The organism is Cognatiluteimonas telluris (assembly GCF_011320095.1).
GTDB classification, from domain to species: Bacteria; Pseudomonadota; Gammaproteobacteria; order Xanthomonadales; family Xanthomonadaceae; genus Cognatiluteimonas; species Cognatiluteimonas telluris.
Map to the genome: position 1 here is coordinate 1 of NZ_JAANOY010000017.1, position 18,352 is coordinate 18,352.

Annotated in this window: 17 protein-coding genes; 12 read left to right on the forward strand and 5 right to left on the reverse strand. The window is 69.7% G+C overall.

The features are described from left to right. The 3 genes from G7B67_RS09270 to G7B67_RS09280 all read right to left on the reverse strand — a co-directional run. A partial coding sequence (locus G7B67_RS09270) for a heme biosynthesis HemY N-terminal domain-containing protein (protein WP_279303992.1) occupies positions 1-445 on the reverse strand: 445 nt, incomplete at its 3' end. A gap of 72 nt (positions 446-517) precedes the next feature. Continuing rightward, positions 518-1,504, reverse strand: coding sequence for a uroporphyrinogen-III C-methyltransferase (locus G7B67_RS09275; protein ID WP_243412317.1), 987 nt, complete (start codon positions 1,502-1,504; stop codon positions 518-520). Further along, positions 1,501-2,355 carry a uroporphyrinogen-III synthase gene (locus G7B67_RS09280; protein ID WP_166211273.1) on the reverse strand — a complete coding sequence of 285 codons (855 nt, stop codon included), beginning with the start codon at positions 2,353-2,355 and terminating at the stop codon, positions 1,501-1,503. The genes G7B67_RS09275 and G7B67_RS09280 overlap by 4 nt, the downstream gene beginning before the upstream one ends. A gap of 16 nt (positions 2,356-2,371) precedes the next feature. Here G7B67_RS09280 and G7B67_RS09285 point away from each other — a divergent pair, with 16 nt between their 5' ends. The 5 genes from G7B67_RS09285 (at position 2,372) to G7B67_RS09305 (ending at position 5,591) form a co-directional block, all read left to right on the forward strand. Then, positions 2,372-2,851: a YiiD C-terminal domain-containing protein gene (locus G7B67_RS09285; RefSeq protein ID WP_166211275.1), complete on the forward strand. Its 480-nt coding sequence runs from the start codon at positions 2,372-2,374 to the stop codon at positions 2,849-2,851. A gap of 32 nt (positions 2,852-2,883) precedes the next feature. After that, entirely contained in the window at positions 2,884-3,303 is a 420-nt protein-coding gene (locus tag G7B67_RS09290; RefSeq protein ID WP_166211278.1) for a hypothetical protein, read from the forward strand. Positions 3,304-3,404: 101 nt separating this feature from the next. Further along, complete coding sequence (locus tag G7B67_RS09295) at positions 3,405-3,839, forward strand: rhodanese-like domain-containing protein (RefSeq protein WP_166211281.1); 435 nt, start codon at positions 3,405-3,407, stop codon at positions 3,837-3,839. 158 nt (positions 3,840-3,997) lie between these two features. Beyond that, positions 3,998-4,522 carry a protein-export chaperone SecB gene (gene secB / locus G7B67_RS09300; protein ID WP_166211284.1) on the forward strand — a complete coding sequence of 175 codons (525 nt, stop codon included), beginning with the start codon at positions 3,998-4,000 and terminating at the stop codon, positions 4,520-4,522. Positions 4,523-4,538: 16 nt separating this feature from the next. Then, positions 4,539-5,591, forward strand: coding sequence for an NAD(P)H-dependent glycerol-3-phosphate dehydrogenase (locus G7B67_RS09305; RefSeq protein ID WP_166211287.1), 1,053 nt, complete (start codon positions 4,539-4,541; stop codon positions 5,589-5,591). Positions 5,592-5,765: 174 nt separating this feature from the next. On the opposite strand, the gene G7B67_RS09310 is transcribed toward G7B67_RS09305, so the two are convergent. Beyond that, on the reverse strand, positions 5,766-6,245 hold the full coding sequence (locus tag G7B67_RS09310) for a tRNA (cytidine(34)-2'-O)-methyltransferase (RefSeq protein ID WP_166211290.1): 480 nt from the start codon (positions 6,243-6,245) through the stop codon (positions 5,766-5,768). A gap of 259 nt (positions 6,246-6,504) precedes the next feature. Further along, positions 6,505-7,212, reverse strand: coding sequence for an SDR family oxidoreductase (locus G7B67_RS09315; RefSeq protein WP_166211293.1), 708 nt, complete (start codon positions 7,210-7,212; stop codon positions 6,505-6,507). A 224-nt stretch (positions 7,213-7,436) separates the two neighbouring features. Between G7B67_RS09315 and G7B67_RS09320 the strand changes: the two genes are divergently transcribed. The 7 genes from G7B67_RS09320 to G7B67_RS09350 all read left to right on the forward strand — a co-directional run bounded on the left by G7B67_RS09320 (position 7,437) and on the right by G7B67_RS09350 (position 18,289). Next, positions 7,437-10,337, forward strand: coding sequence for a M16 family metallopeptidase (locus tag G7B67_RS09320; protein WP_425482433.1), 2,901 nt, complete (start codon positions 7,437-7,439; stop codon positions 10,335-10,337). Positions 10,338-10,425: 88 nt separating this feature from the next. Then, the gene (locus G7B67_RS09325; RefSeq protein WP_166211299.1) at positions 10,426-10,740 is read left to right on the forward strand and encodes a DUF4156 domain-containing protein; all 315 of its coding nucleotides are present in this window, start codon (positions 10,426-10,428) and stop codon (positions 10,738-10,740) included. A gap of 283 nt (positions 10,741-11,023) precedes the next feature. Further along, positions 11,024-12,040: a 3-oxoacyl-ACP synthase III gene (locus G7B67_RS09330; RefSeq protein ID WP_166211302.1), complete on the forward strand. Its 1,017-nt coding sequence runs from the start codon at positions 11,024-11,026 to the stop codon at positions 12,038-12,040. Positions 12,041-12,152: 112 nt separating this feature from the next. Next, complete coding sequence (locus tag G7B67_RS09335) at positions 12,153-13,220, forward strand: Fic family protein (protein WP_166211305.1); 1,068 nt, start codon at positions 12,153-12,155, stop codon at positions 13,218-13,220. After that, positions 13,217-14,848 (forward strand): site-specific DNA-methyltransferase, encoded by a 1,632-nt coding sequence (locus G7B67_RS09340; protein WP_166211307.1) that lies wholly within the window; start codon positions 13,217-13,219, stop codon positions 14,846-14,848. Before G7B67_RS09335 ends, G7B67_RS09340 begins: the two co-directional genes overlap by 4 nt. 1 nt (position 14,849) lies before the next feature. After that, a complete protein-coding gene (locus G7B67_RS09345) occupies positions 14,850-17,354 on the forward strand; it encodes a DEAD/DEAH box helicase family protein (RefSeq protein WP_166211310.1) in 2,505 nt (834 codons plus the stop codon). Beyond that, positions 17,351-18,289, forward strand: a complete 939-nt coding sequence (locus tag G7B67_RS09350; protein WP_166211313.1) for an alpha/beta fold hydrolase — start codon at positions 17,351-17,353, stop codon at positions 18,287-18,289. Before G7B67_RS09345 ends, G7B67_RS09350 begins: the two co-directional genes overlap by 4 nt. The last annotated feature ends 63 nt before the right edge of the window (positions 18,290-18,352 follow it).

An 18,352-nucleotide genomic window follows, 5' to 3' on the forward strand; every position in this document is an offset into this window, starting at 1 on the left:
GGCGCTCGCCGAGCGCATCGAGCTGGTGGCGCGCCGCCGCCTGGTCACCACGCGCCGCCGCGGCGCGGGCGGCCGCCAGTCGCGCGCTGGCCTCGACACTGCCGCCCTGCACCTGGCCGTCGTCGGCGGCCTGCGCGAGCAACACGTGCGCGCGCTCGTAATGGCCGCGATGCAGCGCTTGAAGGCCTTCGCCCAGCCGGGCGCGGGCACGCTGGTCCCGATGCCGACGCCAGCTGCGCAGTGGCAGCGCGAGCAGGGTCCACAGCAACCACAGCGCGGCGAGCAGCGCCAGGCCGATCGCCAGCGCGCTGGCCACGGTGGTGGTGTAGTCGCTCCCGCGGAAGCGCACCAGCACATAGCCCGGGTCGGCCAGCAGCACCTGCGCCAGCAAGGCGCCGACCAGCGCCAGCACGATCCAGAACAGCACGTTGCGGAACAGGTTCATGGCGATTCCATTCAGCGCGGGAGTGGCAGGCACGCTAGCGCGCCGGGTGTTGGCGTTTCGTATGGAGGCAGGCTAGCTGCCGTGGCCCAGGGCCTGCAGCTGGCGACGGGTGCTGCCCAGCGCCGGCAGCTGCAGCACCAGCGGCTGCGCACGCAGGGCCTGCAATGCGGCGCGGCGAGCGCGGCGTTGCGGCGAGTCCGGCCACAGCCGCGCGATCCAGCCGTCGGCGCGCCCCAAGGCAGCGCGGTAGGCAGCGGTATCGCGGCGCTCGATCGCCGCGCGCGCCAGGGTCAGTTCCAGTTGCAGCGCAGCGAATGCGGCCGCGCGTTCGCCGCCTGCGACCGCGACCGCTGCGTTCGAAGGCTGGACCTGCACGATGCGCGACAGCGCCCGCTGCCACCACGGCCGCGCCGCGGTCGCTGGCGATGGCGCCGTCGCCGGCAACGACAGCGACGCCGCGAAGCGATCCAGCTGCGCCAGCGCGGCGACTTTCGGATCCTGGGCCAGGGCATCGAGGGTGGCGCGTTCCTGCACCAGCGCTTGGCGCAGGTTGAGCAGCGCCGCATTGCCGCCGGCACCGGGATGGATGCCTTCGAGCACGCCCGCAGCCAGGGCATAGGCGTCGCGCGCGCCATCGAGGTCGCCGGCGATCCGCAGCCGCTGCTCGCCCTGTCCGAGCAGCAGGTCGACCTCGTCCAGCCGCAGCGCCTGTGCGCCGTCGCGGTCGGGATCGGCGAGCTTGCGCACGCTGTCCTCGAGCAGCGCCGCGCGCTGGCCGATGCCGAGCAGCTCCTCGCGCAGCACGCGGTTGGTGGCATCGGCCTGCTGCAGGCGCTGCGCCTGCGCGCGCTGGTCGACGCGCAGCGCATCGATGCGGGCGTCCAGCGCCTGCCATTGCTGGGTGGTTTCGGCCGCCCACGCGCGTGCGCGCCGCTGCTGTGCCTGCCACGCCTGCCAGCCGTACCAACCGGCGGCCGCCAGCACCACCAGTGCCACCAGCAGCCACCCGGCGCCGGTACGACGACGCGCGGGTGCAGGCAGCGGAGCAGCATCGTTCAAGCGGTTGGCCCGGTGGCATCGGCAATGCCGCGCATGCTAGCCGATGCCCCGCGCACCATCGCCGCGACCAGGTCGCGCGGCTGCGCGCTGGCGGCGACGACGACGCCGGTGAACCCCAGGCTGTCGGCCAGTTCCGCCAACCGAGGACTTGCGGCCGCGACGCGCGCCGTGCGCAGGCGCGCGGCGGCATCGTCAGGCAGCTGCGCCAGCGTGCATGCCAACGCATCGCCGCTGCTCAGGGCCAGCCATGCCGACGCCTGCAGCGCGCGCAGCGAGGCCAGCGCGCGCCGGTTGATGGCCAGCGGCGACCGCGTGTACACATCGGCGCGCAACAGGCGCGCGCCGCGTGCTTGCAGCACGCGCTCGATGGCGCCGCGACCACCGGGCGCGGTGAGCAGGCCGATCGGGGTTGCCTGCACGCCATGCAATCCGGGCAGCGCGAGCAGGCCCTCGCTATCCATGCGCCGGCTGGCGTCGGCGTCGCGGCGTTCGCCATCCGGCGGCGCGAACTCCCCGCCCGCTGGCGACATCACGCCCGCCACGCCAGCCCTTCGCAGCGCGCGCGCCGTGGCAGCGCCGACCGCGAACCACGCCTGTCCATGCGCCGCATGCAAGGGCTGCAACGCCACCGCCGCACGCACCGCGGCGGGGCTGGTGACCACGATCCTGGTGCACGCCAGTGCCGCAGCCAGGTCCGCGCGCGTCGCCGCGTCATCACGCGCGGCCAGCGTCCACGGCGACAAGGCCAGCAGCCGCGCGCCATGGCGCGCCGCCGCACGGCGCAGTGCCGCGTGCTGTCCCGCCGGCCGCAGCGAGATCACGTAGCATCCGGCGAGCACGGTGTCGGGCATCTGGGCAGGATAGCCAATGGATCTTGGATCGGTCGCCGCGGGCACGGATGCGGCTCTGGCGGCGTTGGCGCGGACGCTGCAGGCGATGCCGCCGGTGGCGGCGCTGCAGCTGCGCCTGGACGGCTTCGACGGGGAATGCCTGCGCCTGCACGCGCCGCTGTCCGCGCATGTCAACGACAAGGGCTGCGCATTCGGCGGCAGCCTCGGATCGCTGATGACGCTGGCGGCCTGGGGCGTGGTGAGCCTGCGGCTGCAGGCGGCGGGCGTGTCGGCCGACGTTTTCGTGGCAAGCGCGCAGGTGCACTATCGCGCGCCGCTGTTCGCCGACCTGCGGGCCGAGGCGCGCGTGGCCGACAGCGCCGATTGGGAGGCGTTCGTCGCCCGGTTCCATGAGCGCGGCAAGGCCGGAATCGAGCTCGACGCCTGCGTGCGCCTGCCCGACGGCGGGGTCGCGGCCGAATGCCATGCGCGTTATGTCGCCGTGGCCAGCAGGTAGGATGGCCTTCGCTCTCCTCCGGAACCCTCGCCATGCGCCGATCCAAACCCGCCCGGGCTGCCTGCATCGCGCTGCTGCTGGCGCTCTCGGCCTGCGCCACCGGCGGCGATCGCAGCAACGCGCTGGACAAGCTGCAGTACGCCTGGTCGGCCGCGATCCGCTGGGGCGACTTCGAAGGCGCCTGGAACATGCTCGACCCCGCCTATCGCGCCGCGCACCCGATGACCGGCCTGGAATTCGAACGCTACAAGCAGTTGCAGATCTCCGCCTACCACGACCTCGGGGCCCAGCTCGGCGACGGCACCGCGCTGCGGGAAGTCGAGATCGGTGTGATCAACCGCAACACCCTGGTCGAGCGGCAGGCGCGTTACACCGAGCAGTGGCGCTACGACCCGGTGGCCAAGACGTGGTGGGTGGAGTCGGGCCTGCCGGACCTGTGGCAGGCCCGGTAGTGCCCGCACCGGGCGGCTGATCGCACGGCGTTTTGCGCGCGGGCGGGCGAGCGGCGACAATCGCCGCCCCGCGCGATCCCCCGCGCGTTGCCCGGATTCCCGTGACCGCTCCCGAACTGATGGCCTTCGCCGGCCGCCACCCCTACCTGCTGCTGGCGCTGGGCGGACTGACCCTGGCGCTGCTTTTCAACGAGATCAGTGCGCTGTTCCGCGGCTACAAGGGCCTGGGCCCGGCGGCGCTGACCGCGCTGGTCAACCGCGACAACGCGCTGGTGGTCGACCTGCGCCCGCAGGCCGACTTCGAGAAGGGCCACATCCCCGGCGCACGCAACGTGCAGATGAGCCAGTTCGATCCGGAGAACAAGCAGCTGGCACCGGCGCGCGCGCTGCCGGTGGTGCTGGTGTGCAAGGCCGGGCAGACCTCGGGCGAGGCGGCCAAGCGCCTGCACAAGGCCGGTTTCGAACGCGTCTACGTGCTCGACGGCGGCATCGGCGCCTGGCAGCAGGCGGACCTGCCGCTGGCCAAGGGCCGTTGACCGGGATTGCGGAGTGATCCCGAGCGGCACCGGAAGCCCGGCCTCGCACCTCCCTGATGAAGCGCGCGCAGGCGCGCCGTAACGGCCGGCCCGCCGGCTTCGCCCGCGGCGCCGTGCGATAATTCCCGATTCCCCATTCGATCCGGCTGGAGTTGCAGATGTCCGAGCAAGACACCCTCAATGGCGCTGGCGGCGAACCCGGCGGCCCCGCGTTCACCGTCGAGAAGCTTTATCTCAAGGACGTCTCGTTCGAGGCCCCCGGCACCCCGCAGGTCTTCAACGAGGCTGGCCAGCCGCAGCTGCAGATGAACCTCAGCCAGCACGTGCAGAAGCTGTCGGAATCGGCATACGAAGTGGTCCTCGGCGTCACCCTGACCTGCACCACCGGCGACAAGACCGCGTACCTGGCCGAAGTGCAGCAGGCGGGCGTGTTCGGCCTGTCGGGTTTCGATCCGATGACCCTGGACGTGATGCTCGGCACCCATTGCCCGAACGCGCTGTATCCGTATGCGCGCCAGGCGATCAGCGACCTGATCCAGGGCGGCGGCTTCCCGCCGTTCCTGCTGCAGCCGATCAACTTCGACGCGCTGTACGCCGAGGGCGCGCGCCAGCGTGCCGAGCAGGCGCAGGGCAACGGCATGGACGGCGGCCTGGCCGGCGCGGAAACGGCCGGCAACGCCTGACCGGGCCGCGCCTGGCATGACCACCGACGCGGCGGCGCCAGCCGCCGGCCGTCCGCAGCGGGTCGCGATCCTGGGAGCCGGCTCCTGGGGCACCGCGCTGGCGGCGCTGATCGCACGCCACGGGCACCACGCGTGCCTGTGGGGTCGTGACGCGGACGTTGTCGCGGCGATCGACCAGCGCCACGAAAACCCGCATTACCTGCCCGGCATCGCGTTGCCCGGCGCGCTGCGGGCGACCACCGACCTGCCGGCCGCGCTGCGCGATGCCGACCTGGTGCTGGTCGCGGTGCCCTCGCATGCCTTCACCCACACCCTGCAGGCGCTGGCGCCGCTGCGGCCCACGCATGCCGGCGTGGCCTGGGCGACCAAGGGCTTCGAGCCCGGCAGCGGGCGTTTCCTGCATGAGGTCGCCGCCGATCTGCTCGGCCCGGGCGTGCCGCTGGCGGTCGTCACCGGTCCATCGTTCGCCAAGGAAGTCGCGGCCGGCCTGCCGACCGCGCTGACGGTGCATGCCGACGATGCCGCCTTCGCCCAGGTCGTCGCCGACGTGCTGCACGGGCCGAGTTTCCGCGTCTACACCGGCAACGACCTGCGCGGTGCCGAACTGGGCGGGGCGATGAAGAACGTGCTCGCGGTCGCCACCGGCGCCGCCGACGGCATGGGCCTGGGGCTCAATGCCCGCACCGGCCTGATCACCCGTGGCCTCAACGAGATGCTGCGGCTCAACGCCGCGATCGGCGGCCGCCCGGAAACCCTGATGGGGCTGGCGGGCCTGGGCGACCTGGTGCTGACCTGCACCGGCGAACTCTCGCGCAACCGTCGCCTGGGTTTGGCGCTCGGGCGCGGGCAGAGCATCGACGAAGCGGTGCGCGAGATCGGCCAGGTGGTCGAGTCGATCCAGACCGTGGACGAAGTCATGCGCCAGGCCGAGCGCCACGGCATCGAGCTGCCGATCTCCAGCGCGGTGCAGGCGGTGCTGCACGGCGAGATCACGCCGGCGCAGGCGCTGCAGCGCCTGCTCGCGCGCGAGCAGCGGGCCGAGTACGACGCGGGGCTGTTCCCAGGCTGACGTGGGTTGCCGGCCGTCCGCAGGAGCGGCTTCAACCGCGGGCGTTTCCCGCCAGGCCGTGCCACGCTTCATCGTCGATCGCCGCCCGCTCACGGAAGCGGCTGCAACCGCAAGCGGTTCGAGCCCGTCGTAACGAGCTGCGCCGCGCAAGTGCGCCGCGCCTTCGCAAGCCCGCTACGCGCCGCCGGCAAAACCATGCTGCCGCCAGGCTTCGTAAACCACGACCGCGACCGAATTCGACAGATTGAGGCTGCGGCTGTCCGGCCGCATCGGCAGGCGCAGGCGCTGCGCTTCTGGAAGCGCGTCCAGCACCGCCCCGGGCAGGCCGCGCGTCTCGGGACCGAAGAGGAAGACATCGCCGGCGGCATAACGCGGCGCGTCGTGCCGGATCCGCCCGCGCGTGCTCAAGGCGAACACCCGCGGCGCGGTGCCGTTCGCCCGTGCGATCGCCGCCAGCGCCGCGTCCAGCGAGGCGTGCACCTGCACCGTCGCGTACTCGTGGTAGTCCAGGCCCGCGCGACGCAGCCGCGCATCGTCCAGCGCGAAGCCCAGTGGCTCGACCAGGTGCAGGCGCGCGCCGGTGTTGGCGCACAGGCGGATCACGTTGCCGGTGTTGGGCGGGATTTCCGGCTGGTAGAGGAGCACGTCGAACATGGGGTATCCCGGCGCGGCGCGCCGCGATCACCTGTCGTCGTTCATCCGGCGGTGCCGGACAACGCCGACCACGGCGCCCGGCGCGGCTGGATGACCATCGATGATAACGATGCGGTCCGCAGCCGTCGCCACGGCACGGGTGGTGTTTGCGCAGGGCACGCTTCGGCCCGCCCGTGCGGCAGCTGGAACGGTCGACACGCCCGCTGCAGGCAACGCAGGCGGGGTTGCAAACCGCGCCTGCGTCACGTCTTGCACGGCGTCACCAAGGCAACGCTTCGCCCTGCCAATCCAGGAAGTGGCCGCTGTCCGACGGCTTCAATGCGCCGATCACGCGCAGCAGACCGGACACCGACTGCTCCGGCGTGACCGTCGCCCCGGCGCCGCCCATGTCGGTCTGCACCCAGCCCGGGTGCAATGCGATCACCGCGATGCCGCGCTCGCGCAACGCGGCCGCCAGCAAGGCGGTGGCCATGTTCTGCGCCGCCTTGCTGATGTCGTAGCTGGGCGTGCCGAAGCGCGTGGTGTTGGCGATCGAGCCCAGTTGCGAGGTGATGTTCGCGATCCGCGCGCCGTCGCGCAGCCGGGGTGCCAGCGCCTGCGCCAGCAGGAACGGCCCCATCGCGTTGGTGCGGAAACTGTCCAGGAGGTTGTCGGCGCCCACGCTGCCGAAGCGCTCGCCCGAATGCAGCACGCCGGCACCATTGACCAGCAGGTCGATGCGCGCGCCGTCGTCGTCCAGCAATGCAAGTTCGCGCACCAGCTCGGCGATCGCGCGCGGATCGGCGACATCCAGCGGCAGTACGTGCAGGCGGCCGGGGTGGTCGCCGGCCAGCGCGTTGAGCGCGGTTGCCTTGCCCGGCTGGCGGCAGGTGGCCACGATGCGGTCGCCGCGCGCAAGCAGCTGGCGGACGAATTCCAGGCCCAGGCCGCGGTTGGCGCCGGTGACGAGTGCATGCAGGGACGACATCGGCGCAGTGTGCCAGCCGCCGCGTGGCGGCGCTGTCGCCAGGGCGCTGGCCGATCAGGAGCGCCCGGCTGCCGGCGCCCGCGCAGGCCTGCGGCGACGTCCCGGCCGCGACATGGCGGCCGCAATCCGCCGCCACCGTACTAATGGGCTAGTGCCCCCGGCGCCCACGGCCGGTAGGATCGCGCCTTCGTGTCCTGATGATTGGAGCTTTCCGCATGTCGATCGTGTCCCGCGCCACGCGTCCCGCGCCGTCCTTCCGCCACGGCGTCCTCACGCTGGCGCTCACCGCGGCACTCGGCGGCTTCGCCATGCCGGCAACCGCGCTGGCGGACACCGCCACGCCAGTGGCCTCGCCGGCCGCGTCCGCGGTCGACATCGCCTACCAGCAGTTCACCCTGCCCAATGGCCTGCAGGTGATCGTGCACGAAGACCACAAGGCGCCGATCGTCGCGGTCAACCTCTGGTACCACGTCGGCAGCAAGGACGAACCGGCCGGGCGCAGCGGCTTCGCCCACCTGTACGAGCACCTGATGTTCCAGGCTTCGGAAAACCACAAGGGCGAGTACTTCACCCCCTTCGAGCAGGCCGGCGCGACCGACCAGAACGGCACCACCAATCCGGACCGCACCAACTTCTTCGAGAACGTCCCGACCACCGCGCTGGACATGGCGTTGTGGATGGAATCCGAGCGCATGGGCCACCTGCTGGGAGGCATCGACCAGGCCGCGCTCGACGAGCAGCGCGGCGTGGTGCAGAACGAAAAGCGCGAAGGCGAGAACCAGCCCTACGGCCAGCTCGACGAGGTGGAGGCCCGGACCATGTACCCGGTGGGCCATCCCTACCACCACACCACCATCGGTTCGATGGCCGACCTCAACGCCGCGTCGCTGGACGACGTCAAGACCTGGTTCCGCACCTGGTACGGCCCCAACAACGCGGTGCTGGTGCTGGCCGGCGACATCGACCTGGCCACGGCGAAAGACAAGGTCGCGCGCTACTTCGGCGACATTCCCGCCGGCCCGACCATGGCGCAGCCGAAGGTCGACGTGGCGCCGCTGGCCAAGTCCGGCCGCACCGTGCTCGAGGACAAGGTGCCGCAGCCGCTGGTGCAGCGGCTGTGGAACGTCGCCCCCGCCGGCACGCGCGAGGCGGACCTGCTCGACCTGTTCGCGCAGGTGCTCGGCGGCGCCGCCGACTCGCGCCTGGACCGCCGCCTGGTGCATGGCGAGAAACTCGCCGACTCGGTGGCGACCTACAACAGCTCCAGCCAGCTGTCGTCCAATTTCGTGGTGACGGCGATGGTCAAGCAGGGCGTCGACCCGGCGAAGGTCGAGGCGATCGTCGATGAGGAGCTGCAGCGCCTGCTCAAGGACGGCCCGACCGCCGACGAGCTGGCGCAGGCCAAGACCGTGGAGCGCGCGCGCTTCATCCGCGGCATCGAGCGCATCGGTGGGTTCGGCGGCAAGGCCGACATCCTGGCCTCGTGCGAAATCTACGAGCACAACCCCGGTTGCTTCCGCGACAGCTGGCAGACGATCTCCGCCGCGACCCCGGCCCAGGTACGCGCGGCGGCGCAGAAGTGGCTCGGCCAGCCCAGTCACAGCTTCGTGGTGATGCCCGGCAAGCGCGCGCCGCTGGTCGAGGATGCATCGGTCAAGCCGGCACCGATGACGCTGCCGACGGCGGATCCGAAATACTCCACGCTGCCCAGCCAGGTCGACCGCAGCAAGGGCGTGCCGGCCGTCACCACGTTCCCGGCGCTGAAGTTCCCGGCGCTGCAGCGCGCCACCCTGGCCAACGGCAGCACCCTGATCCTGGCCGAGCGCCACGAGATCCCCGTGGTGCAGATGAGCTACGAATTCCACGGCGGCTACGCCTCCGACCCGCAGGGCAAGCTCGGCACCGCCTCGTTCGCGATGAGCATGCTCGACGAGGGCGCCGGCGCGCTGGACTCGCTGGCGTTCAAGGGCAAGGCGGAGTCGCTGGGCGCGCGGATCGGCGCGGGGGCTTCGCTCGATGGCGCCAATGCCTACCTGTCGGCGTTGAAGAAGAACCTGGCGCCTTCGCTGGAGTTGTACGCGAGCATGCTGCGCGAGCCGCGTTTCGAGCAGAAGGAGATCGACCGGGTCAAGGCGCAGCGGATCGCCGGCATCGCCCAGGAGAAGGCGCAGCCGCAGACCTCGGCCCTGCGCGTGCTTCCGCCACTGCTGTTCGGCGCCGACCATCCCTACGGCGTGCCGTTCACCGGTAGCGGCACCGAGCAGCAGGTCGCCGCGATCACGCGTGACGACCTGGTGGCATACGACCACGCCTGGGTCAGGCCGGAGCAATCGACCCTGATCGTCGTCGGCGACACCACGCTGGCCGAGATCGTGCCGCTGCTCAACCGCACGCTCGGCGACTGGAACGGCGTGGGCAACGCCTCCCCGGCGCCGGCGATCCCGGTGGTGGCGCGCCCGGGCAAGGCGCGGGTGTTCCTGATCGACCAGCCCGGCGCGGTGCAGGCCAACATCTTCGCCGGCGAACTGGTGCCGTCCAGCAAGGACCCGGCGGCGGTGAAGTTCGGCATTGCCAACGACGTGCTCGGCGGGCTGTTCTCGTCGCGGCTGAACATGAACCTGCGCGAGAACAAGCACTGGGCCTATGGCGCCTACACCTTCGCGCCCGGTGCGGTCGGACAGCGTCCGTGGCTGGCGTTCGCGCCGGTGCAGATCGACAAGACCGCCGAGGCGCTGGGCGAGATGCAGCGCGAGATCGGCGCTTACGCCAGCGGCACCAGCCCGGCCACGGCCGAGGAAGTGCAGAAGGTGGTCGCCGACGACATCCGCAGCCAGCCGGGCGCCTACGAAACCGGCAATGCGGTGATGTCCACGATCGGCGGCATCGTCCGCTACGACCGGCCGGACGACTGGGTGATGCGCCGCAACGCCGAGGTCCTGGCGATGACCCCCGACCAGGTCAACGCCGCGGCGAAAGCGCTCGATGCCGATGCATTGACCTGGGTGGTGGTGGGCGACCTGTCGAAGATCGAGGCGCCGGTGCGTGCCCTCAAGCTCGGCACGGTCCAGGTGATCGATGCCGACGGCCATCCGGTGGCGGCGCCGCAGGCCCCCGCCGCCAGGTAGGCACCAGCGCGGGTTCAGCCACCCACGGCAGGCCGGGCCACAATCCGGCCTGCCGTTTTTGTTTCCCCCACCGCCTGGAGCCGCCCCGATGCGCAATGCCGTCTTCGTCCTCGCCGCACTGACCGCCACCACCGCCGGCTGCACCTGGGTGCACATGGCGCCCGGCGCCAGCGCGGTGCGCGTGGTTGCCGCCGCCCCGTCCGGCTGCCAGCCGCGCGGTGAGGTGGAGGTCTCGGTCAAGGCTTCCCTCGGCCCCTACGAACGCAATCCGCTGCGCGTGCACGACGAGCTGGAGACCCTGGCCCGCAACGAAGCGCCCGGGCTGTCGGCCGATACCGTGCAGCCGCTCGATGGCCCCGAGGATGGGGTCCAGCGCTACGCGATGTGGCGCTGCGGCCGCTAGGCGACAGGGCGCCATCCAACCGCCATCGCGTCCCCGCTGACGCGGCCACCCGCGCCCCTCTTGGCGCGCCGTCGCCGGGCGGGTCACTTGGTGGCCACGCAGCCACCCGCCGCCCCTTTCTTTCGCGCAGCGAAGGGGGCTGGGAGCGGTGCCCTTGCCTCCGGCCCGCCCGCCGAGTCGCACCCCAGGCAGCAGCCCCGCCCGATCCGTGCGCTCCAGCGCGGCAGCGTTAAGCAACGCGCGTTATCCTGTCGCGTTTTCTTCACATCCCGGGGCCACGCCAATGTTGTTCCAGCACGTCGCCATCGCCGGCCTGGCCCACGTCGACGCTCCGCGCCGGCTCGGCTCGGACGAGATCAACGCCCGCCTCAAGCCGACCCTCGACCGCCTCGGGATCAAGACCGACGTGCTGGGCGACATCGCCGGCATCCACGCCCGGCGGCTGTGGGACGACAACGTGCAGGCCTCCGATGCGGCGACGCTGGCCGGGGTCAAGGCACTGGCCGACGCCGGTATCGATCCGGACAAGATCGGCCTGCTGGTCAACACCTCGGTCAGCCGCGATTACCTGGAGCCGTCCACCGCCTCGATCGTCAGCGGCAACCTCGGCCTGGGCGAGTTGTGCCAGAACTTCGACGTCGCCAACGCGTGCCTGGCGTTCCTCAATGGCATGGACATCGCCAGCCGCATGATCGAGCGCGGCGAGATCGACTACGCCCTGATCGTCGACGGCGAGACCGCCAACCTTGCCTACGAGAAGACGCTCGAGCGCCTGGGCGCCGGCGACCTGACCGAAGCGCAGTTCCGCAACGAGATGGCCACGCTCACGCTGGGCTGCGGCGCCGCGGCGATGGTGCTCGCGCGCGCCGAACTCGCGCCGGGTGCGCCGCGCTACCGCGGTGGCGTCACCCGCGCCGCGACCCAGTTCAACAACCTGTGCCGCGGCAACCTCGACCGCATGGTCACCGACACCCGCATGCTGCTGATCGAGGGCATGAAGCTGGCGCAGAAGACCTTCGTCGCCGCCAAGATCGCGCTGGGCTGGGTGGTCGAGGAGATGGACGAGTTCGTCATCCACCAGGTCAGCCAGGTCCATACCAAGGCCTTCATCGAAGCCTTCGGCATCGACCCGAAGAAAGTGCTGACGATCTTCGGCGAGCACGGCAACATCGGTCCGGCCTCGGTGCCGATCGTGCTGAGCAAGCTGCGCGAGCTGGGCCGGCTGAAGAAGGGCGACCGCGTCGCCCTGCTCGGCATCGGCTCGGGCCTGAACTGCTCGATGGCGGAAGTCGTCTGGTAAGCACGCTCGCTGTCGGCGGATCACCGACATGTATAGAAAACAGATAATTCTGGACACGCCCGGGCGGACGTGTATATAAAACCACCACTTTCTATACATGAGCGCCGCGAGGATGCCGATTCCCCCGCTGCACCGGCTCGATCCGCGGCGCTTTGAGACGGCCCCCATCCTGAAGCGGCTCAACGCCGCCAGCCGTGCGCTGGCCGAACTCAAGGGCGTTGCGGCCAGCATCCCCAATCAGGACATCCTCATCAATACCCTGGCCCTGCAGGAGGCCAAGGACAGTTCGGCGATCGAGAACATCGTCACCACGCACGACGAGTTGTTCCGCGACGACGATCCCGCCGAGGCCGTTGGCACGGCCATCAAGGAAGTGCTGCGCTACCGTCAGGCCCTGCGCGCCGGCTTTGAGCAGGTCAGCGAGCACGACTTGCTGACGCTGAACATCATTATCGGCATCCAGCGGCAGCTGGAATGCAACCAGGCGGGCTTCCGCAAGCTGCCGGGCACGCAACTGCGCAACAGCACTGGCGCGGTGGTGTATGAACCGCCGCAGGATGCGCCCGAGGTCGAGCGACTGATGGGCGAGCTGGAACACTTCATCCACGACCAGCCGGAGTTCGCAGCCGACCCGCTGGTGAAGATGGCCCTGATCCACCACCAGTTCGAGAGCATTCACCCGTTCTACGACGGCAACGGGCGCACCGGGCGAATCATCAACGTGCTGTACCTGGTCAAGGAGAGGCTGCTCGACATCCCGGTGCTGTACCTGAGCCGGCATATCGTCCGCACCAAGCCGGAGTACTACCGCCTGCTGCAGGCGGTGCGCGATGACGACGCGTGGGAAGACTGGGTGTTGTACATGCTCGACGCGGTCGCCATCACGGCCGCCGATACCATCACCACCATCCAGTCGATCAAGACACTCCTGCAGGACGCCAAGCAAACCATCCGCGCCAACTACAAGTTCTACAGCCAGGACCTGATCAACAACCTCTTCAGCCACCCGTATACCAAGGTGGAATTCGTGCAGCGCGAGCTGGGCGTGTCGCGTCTGACGGCGACGAAATACCTGGACACCCTGGCCCGGGATGGCGTGCTCGACAAGCGCCGGATCGGACGCACCAACTATTACGTCAACCGACCGCTGTTTGCGCTGTTGAGTGGTACGCCTGCATGAGTCGATACGACGACCTCGATCGTGAGACCCTGATCCGCCTGTTGCAGCGGCGCGATGCCGAGCGCCAGCTCGGGCTGGTGTGGGAGCGCGACGACATCGAAGCCGATCGCGCGCTCAACGACGACTACGTCGCGCTGGAGCTCAACCCAGCGCTGAGCCACGGCGACGCGCCGTGGAACAACCTGATCATCGAGGGCGACAACTTCGACGCCCTGCGCGCGTTGCGGATCAGCCACAAGGGTGCGATCCGCTGCATTTACATCGACCCGCCGTACAACACCGGCAACCGCGACTTCGTCTACAACGACCGTTTCGTCGACAAGACCCATCGCTTCCGCCATTCACTGTGGCTGGAGTTCATGTACCGGCGCCTGGCGCTGGCGAAAGAGCTGCTGGCCGATGACGGCGTGATCTTCGTCAGCATCGACGACAACGAGCTGTTCCGGTTGGGGATGCTGATGGATCGAGTGTTTGGGCCCGACAACTTTGTCGCGCAGTTCATCTGGCGGAAAGTCGATAGCCCAAACGACAACAAGGTAGCCATTACCCCTGACCATGAATACCTGTTGTGCTACGCGCGTCAAAGCGACCTCCTTCATCTGGTGCAGAAAGAAGCGCCGGAGATCGTTGCTGCATATGGTCAGCGAACCGAGGACGGCACGCGCTACCGCGACAGGTTGCTGAAAAAAAATGGTGCGAACAGCCTCCGCAGCGATCGACCGACGATGTTTTTCCCAATTAAGGGCCCTGATGGTACCGACGTTCTGCCGATTCACGACAACGGCGAAGAGGCGCGCTGGGCCAAAGGCGCCGAGGCCGTTAACGTCCATATCGCCGACGGCACCTTGATCTGGAAGGAACGCGAAAAGCTCGGCCGCGTCGTCTGGGAACCCTACACCCGCGAATACGCTCCTGAAGATCCGTCCCGTCCATGGCCCACGATCTGGGCCGACCTGCCGACAATGCGCCAAGCAAAGGCGTTTTTGCGGGATATTTTTCACACCGCAGACCTGTTCAGCACGCCCAAGCCGGTGGAATTGATCGAGCGGGTGCTGCGTGTCGTCGGCGATAAAAACGCTGTTGTGCTGGATTTTTTTGCCGGCTCCGGCACCACTGCCCACGCCGTCGCCAACCTCAACGCCGAAGACGGTGGCACCCGCAAATTCATCCTCGTCAGCAGCACCGAAGCCACCGAAGACACCCCCGACAAGAACCTCTGCCGCGATGTCTGCGCGCAGCGGGTGCGCAAGGTGCTGGGCGGTTACACCAATGCCAAAGGCGAGGCGATCGCCGGGCTGGGCGGTGGCTTCGCCTACCTGCGTGCGCGGCGGGTGCCGCAGCACCGTCTGGCGGTGAAGCTCGAGCACGCCGAGATCTGGAATGCGCTGCAGCTGCTGCATGGCCTACCGCTGGCACCCTGGACCATGGGTGGCTTTGGGCACGCCGACGGCATGGCCTATCTCGCCGACTTCCGCGACGCCTCGCTCGCGCGCCTGCACGCGTGGCTGCCAGCGGCGCCGGCGGATGCGGCACTGTACGGCTGGGCGCCGGAGCGCCTGCGCGAGTTGGCACCGGAGCTCGACGTGCGGCCGATTCCCGAATTCCTGCGCGAACGCTTCGGACGCTGACATGCCTGCCACGCTCAAGGACTTCCAGCTGATCGTGCGCGAAGGCATCAACGCGCGCCTGGCCAACGTGCGTTCGCTGTACACGCAGATCGCCGCCGACACGCCGCAGCGCATCGACCTGGCGCGGCGCAACGACGGCGCGGTGGTGCTGCAGGCGCCGACCGGCGCCGGCAAGACCCTGATCGCGGTGGAAGCCATGCGCGCGGCCTCGCGAGCAGAACCGATCCTGTGGTTCTGGTTTGCGCCATTCACTGGACTGGTGGAGCAGTCGCGCCAGGTCCTTGCCACCCAGGCGCCGGAATTGACGCTGCTGGACCTCGACAGCGACCGCCAGATCGATGCCGTGCGCGGCGGCGGCGTCTTCGTCGTGACCTGGGCCTCGCTGGCCGCGCGCAGCGCCGACAGTCGCCGCGCCCGCCAGTCCGGCGACGCCGGCCTGGCCATCGACGAACTCATCGCGCTGGCACGCGCCGAGGGCCTGCGCATCGGCTGCGTCGTCGACGAGGCACATCACGGCTTCCAGCGGGCCGCGCAGGCACGCGCCTTCTTCAGCGAGGTGCTCAAGCCGGACTATGCGCTGCTGATGACGGCCACGCCGCGCGACGCCGACATGCCGGCCTTCGAGCGTGCGACGGGGTATGTGGTGGGCGCCCCGGCGGACTGGGCCTCGGTCAGCCGCTTCGATGCGGTGCAGGCCGGACTGCTCAAGGACGGCGTGCGCACCGTGCGCTTCGTCGCCCGCGACGGCGACACCGCGCAACTGGTGGACTTCGAGCATCTTGCGCTGCGCGAATGCGCGGCCATGCACCGGCGTATTCGTGCCGAGCTCGCTGCGTTGGGCGTCGCGTTGACGCCGCTGATGCTGGTGCAGGTGCCCGACGGCAAGCAGGCGCAGGACGCGGCGCGGCGCTACCTGGTCGAAGAACTGGGCTTCGCGGATGCAGCGGTGCGCGTGCACACCGCCGACGAACCCGATCCAGACCTGCTGGCGCTCGCCAGCGATCCCACGGTCGAGGTGCTGATCTTCAAGATGGCGGTGGCGCTGGGTTTCGACGCGCCGCGCGCTTTCACGCTCGCGGCCTTGCGCGGCACCCGCGATGCCGGGTTCGGCACCCAGGTGATCGGCCGCATCGTCCGCCGCCATGCGCTGCTGCAGGGCCGCGCCTTGCCGCCGCTGCTGCGGCAGGGCTGCGTGTTCCTGGCCAATTCGGAATCCCAGGAAGGCCTGCTGGAAGCGGCGGCCCAGATCAACACGTTGACCACGCAGGCGCCGGAGCTCGGCACGCAGACCGTAGTGACGGTCGTCGGCAATACCGCCGAGGTGCAGGTTGCGCGCAGTGGCGAACCGATGAGCCTGCTGGTGTCGTCGGCCGGCGCCAGCCTGGTCGACAGCAGTGATCCATCACGCTCGGTGGCCTTGCCCGCAGCGGATGCGTCTGCGCTGGAGGCGGCCTTGGCTGGGACCGCCTTCGCCGGCTTCGCAGCGGCAGCGCAGGCCACGCTGGCGATGGAGGGTGGCACCGGGGGCGCGCCGCGTGCTTTGGACGAGCTGATGGCGGCCTATGCACAAGCCACACCCCAGCCGTTCGAGTACGTCAGGCGCCCGGATGCGCCGGCGAGTCTGCGCGGCGAAAAGCTGCCGCCCCCCGGTGAGGATTTCGAGGCCGGGGTTGCGGCGCATATGGATTTCTCACCAGCCGTGCTGGGCGATCGCCTGCGCGATCGGGTGCAGGTGCAGCGTGCCGAATCGAATCTGTTCACCGGTGGCGAAGCGGTGGCCGAAGCCACCGAGGACGTGTGGGCCACCATGTCGACCCGGGCTCTGGCGGCACGCGCCGAGCAGATCCGACTGCGGCTGGGTGAGGCCAACGATCGCGAGCTGCAGCGTCGGCTGCTGGCGCGGTTCGAGCGCGCCATCGTCGACTCTGGCGCCAAGCCCCCGGCCGACGAGGAAGCGTTGGCGGAGCAGCTCGACCTGGTGCTGGCGCGTCGCCCGCAGCTGCTCACTGCCGCCTATCAGTCGCTGCGTCACCAGAACGTGCTGGACATTGACGTCCCGCTTGCCGGCGGCATCGAATCGGCGCTGCGCCTGCCCGCTGCCAGCCGCAACCTCTATGGCGTATTCCCGCCCGGCCTCAACCCGGACGAACTCGCGGTCGCTCAGGTGCTCGATGCCAGTCCGCTGGTGACGTGGTGGCATCGCAATCCGCCCAAGACCGGCGTGGGCCTGTACCGGTGGGATGAGGGTGCCGGGTATTACCCGGACTTCATCGTCCGCCTGGCCGCGCGCCCGGGCCACGGCATCGCACTGCTGGAGGTCAAGGGTGACTTCCTCGCAGGCAAGGACAGCGAGGTCGACAAGGCCTCCGCCGGCCACCGCGACTATGGCCGCGTCTACATGGTCGGGCGCAAGCGCGGCGAAAGCACCTTCAGTTTCCTCCGCAACCTCGGCGGCAAGCTGCAGAGCGCGGGTGGTTTCAGCGTGGAGCAGTTGCAGTTTCCATGACATATCCCGACTACCCGTTCGACCTGTATCGGCTCGAAATTCGCCCCGGGATCGCGCTGTCGTACCTGGACGAAGGCCCGCGCGATGGCGAGGTGGTCGTGATGCTGCACGGCAATCCGTCGTGGAGTTTCTACTGGCGCCACCTCGTGCTCGGGCTGCGCGACCGCTATCGCTGCATCGTGCCCGACCACATCGGCATGGGGCTGTCGGACAAGCCGGACGATGGCGGCGGCGTGCGGCCACCGTCGCAGCCGGATACGCGCGCAGGTCACTACGACTACACGCTGCAGTCGCGCGTGGACGATCTGGCGACGCTGCTCAATCAGCTTGGGATCACCGGCCCGATCACGCTGGCGGTGCACGACTGGGGCGGGATGATCGGCTTTGGCTGGGCGCTGTCGCACCTGCCGCAGGTCGAGCGGCTGGTGATCCTCAACACCGCGGCGTTTCCATTGCCGGACGCCAAGCCGATGCCGTGGCAGCTGTCGCTGGGACGCGACTCGCGCGCTGGCGGGTTGCTGATCCGCGCGTTGAACCTGTTCGCGCGCGGTGCGGCGTGGTTCGGCACCCGGCACCGTTTGCCGGCCGATGTGCGCCGCGCCTACATCAAACCTTATGCGGGCTGGCGCAATGCGATCAGCACGTTGCGCTTCATGCAGGACATCCCGTTGCGGGAGGGCGACCGCGCGTGGCCACTGGTCGCGGAGGCCGGGCGTCGATTGCACGAATTCGCGGATCGTCCGGCGTTCATCGGCTGGGGGCTGCGCGATTTCGTCTTCGACCGGCATTTCCTCGACGGGTTCCGTCGCGCGTTGCCGCAGGCCGAGGTGCATGCGTTCGAGGATGCCGGGCATTACGTGCTGGAGGACAAGCACGCGCTGCTGGTGCCGCGGATCCGCGCGTTCCTCGATCGCACGTCGCAGCGCCCTTCGTAGGAGCGGCTTCAGTCGCGAGCTCCTGGTGTGGCGTGAATTGCCCACAGGAAAGCTCGCGGCTGA

What these genes read in the sequence shown, in the direction of transcription:
- G7B67_RS09280 (WP_166211273.1), bottom strand. Translation starts at nt 2,355, where the DNA reads ATGCCCGACACCGTGCTCGCCGGATGCTACGTGATCTCGCTGCGGCCG.
- G7B67_RS09285 (WP_166211275.1), top strand. Translation starts at nt 2,372, where the DNA reads ATGGATCTTGGATCGGTCGCCGCGGGCACGGATGCGGCTCTGGCGGCG.
- G7B67_RS09290 (WP_166211278.1), top strand. Translation starts at nt 2,884, where the DNA reads ATGCGCCGATCCAAACCCGCCCGGGCTGCCTGCATCGCGCTGCTGCTG.
- secB (WP_166211284.1), top strand. Translation starts at nt 3,998, where the DNA reads ATGTCCGAGCAAGACACCCTCAATGGCGCTGGCGGCGAACCCGGCGGC.
- G7B67_RS09305 (WP_166211287.1), top strand. Translation starts at nt 4,539, where the DNA reads ATGACCACCGACGCGGCGGCGCCAGCCGCCGGCCGTCCGCAGCGGGTC.
- G7B67_RS09310 (WP_166211290.1), bottom strand. Translation starts at nt 6,245, where the DNA reads ATGTTCGACGTGCTCCTCTACCAGCCGGAAATCCCGCCCAACACCGGC.
- G7B67_RS09315 (WP_166211293.1), bottom strand. Translation starts at nt 7,212, where the DNA reads ATGTCGTCCCTGCATGCACTCGTCACCGGCGCCAACCGCGGCCTGGGC.
- G7B67_RS09325 (WP_166211299.1), top strand. Translation starts at nt 10,426, where the DNA reads ATGCGCAATGCCGTCTTCGTCCTCGCCGCACTGACCGCCACCACCGCC.
- G7B67_RS09330 (WP_166211302.1), top strand. Translation starts at nt 11,024, where the DNA reads ATGTTGTTCCAGCACGTCGCCATCGCCGGCCTGGCCCACGTCGACGCT.
- G7B67_RS09335 (WP_166211305.1), top strand. Translation starts at nt 12,153, where the DNA reads ATGCCGATTCCCCCGCTGCACCGGCTCGATCCGCGGCGCTTTGAGACG.
- G7B67_RS09340 (WP_166211307.1), top strand. Translation starts at nt 13,217, where the DNA reads ATGAGTCGATACGACGACCTCGATCGTGAGACCCTGATCCGCCTGTTG.
- G7B67_RS09345 (WP_166211310.1), top strand. Translation starts at nt 14,850, where the DNA reads ATGCCTGCCACGCTCAAGGACTTCCAGCTGATCGTGCGCGAAGGCATC.
- G7B67_RS09350 (WP_166211313.1), top strand. Translation starts at nt 17,351, where the DNA reads ATGACATATCCCGACTACCCGTTCGACCTGTATCGGCTCGAAATTCGC.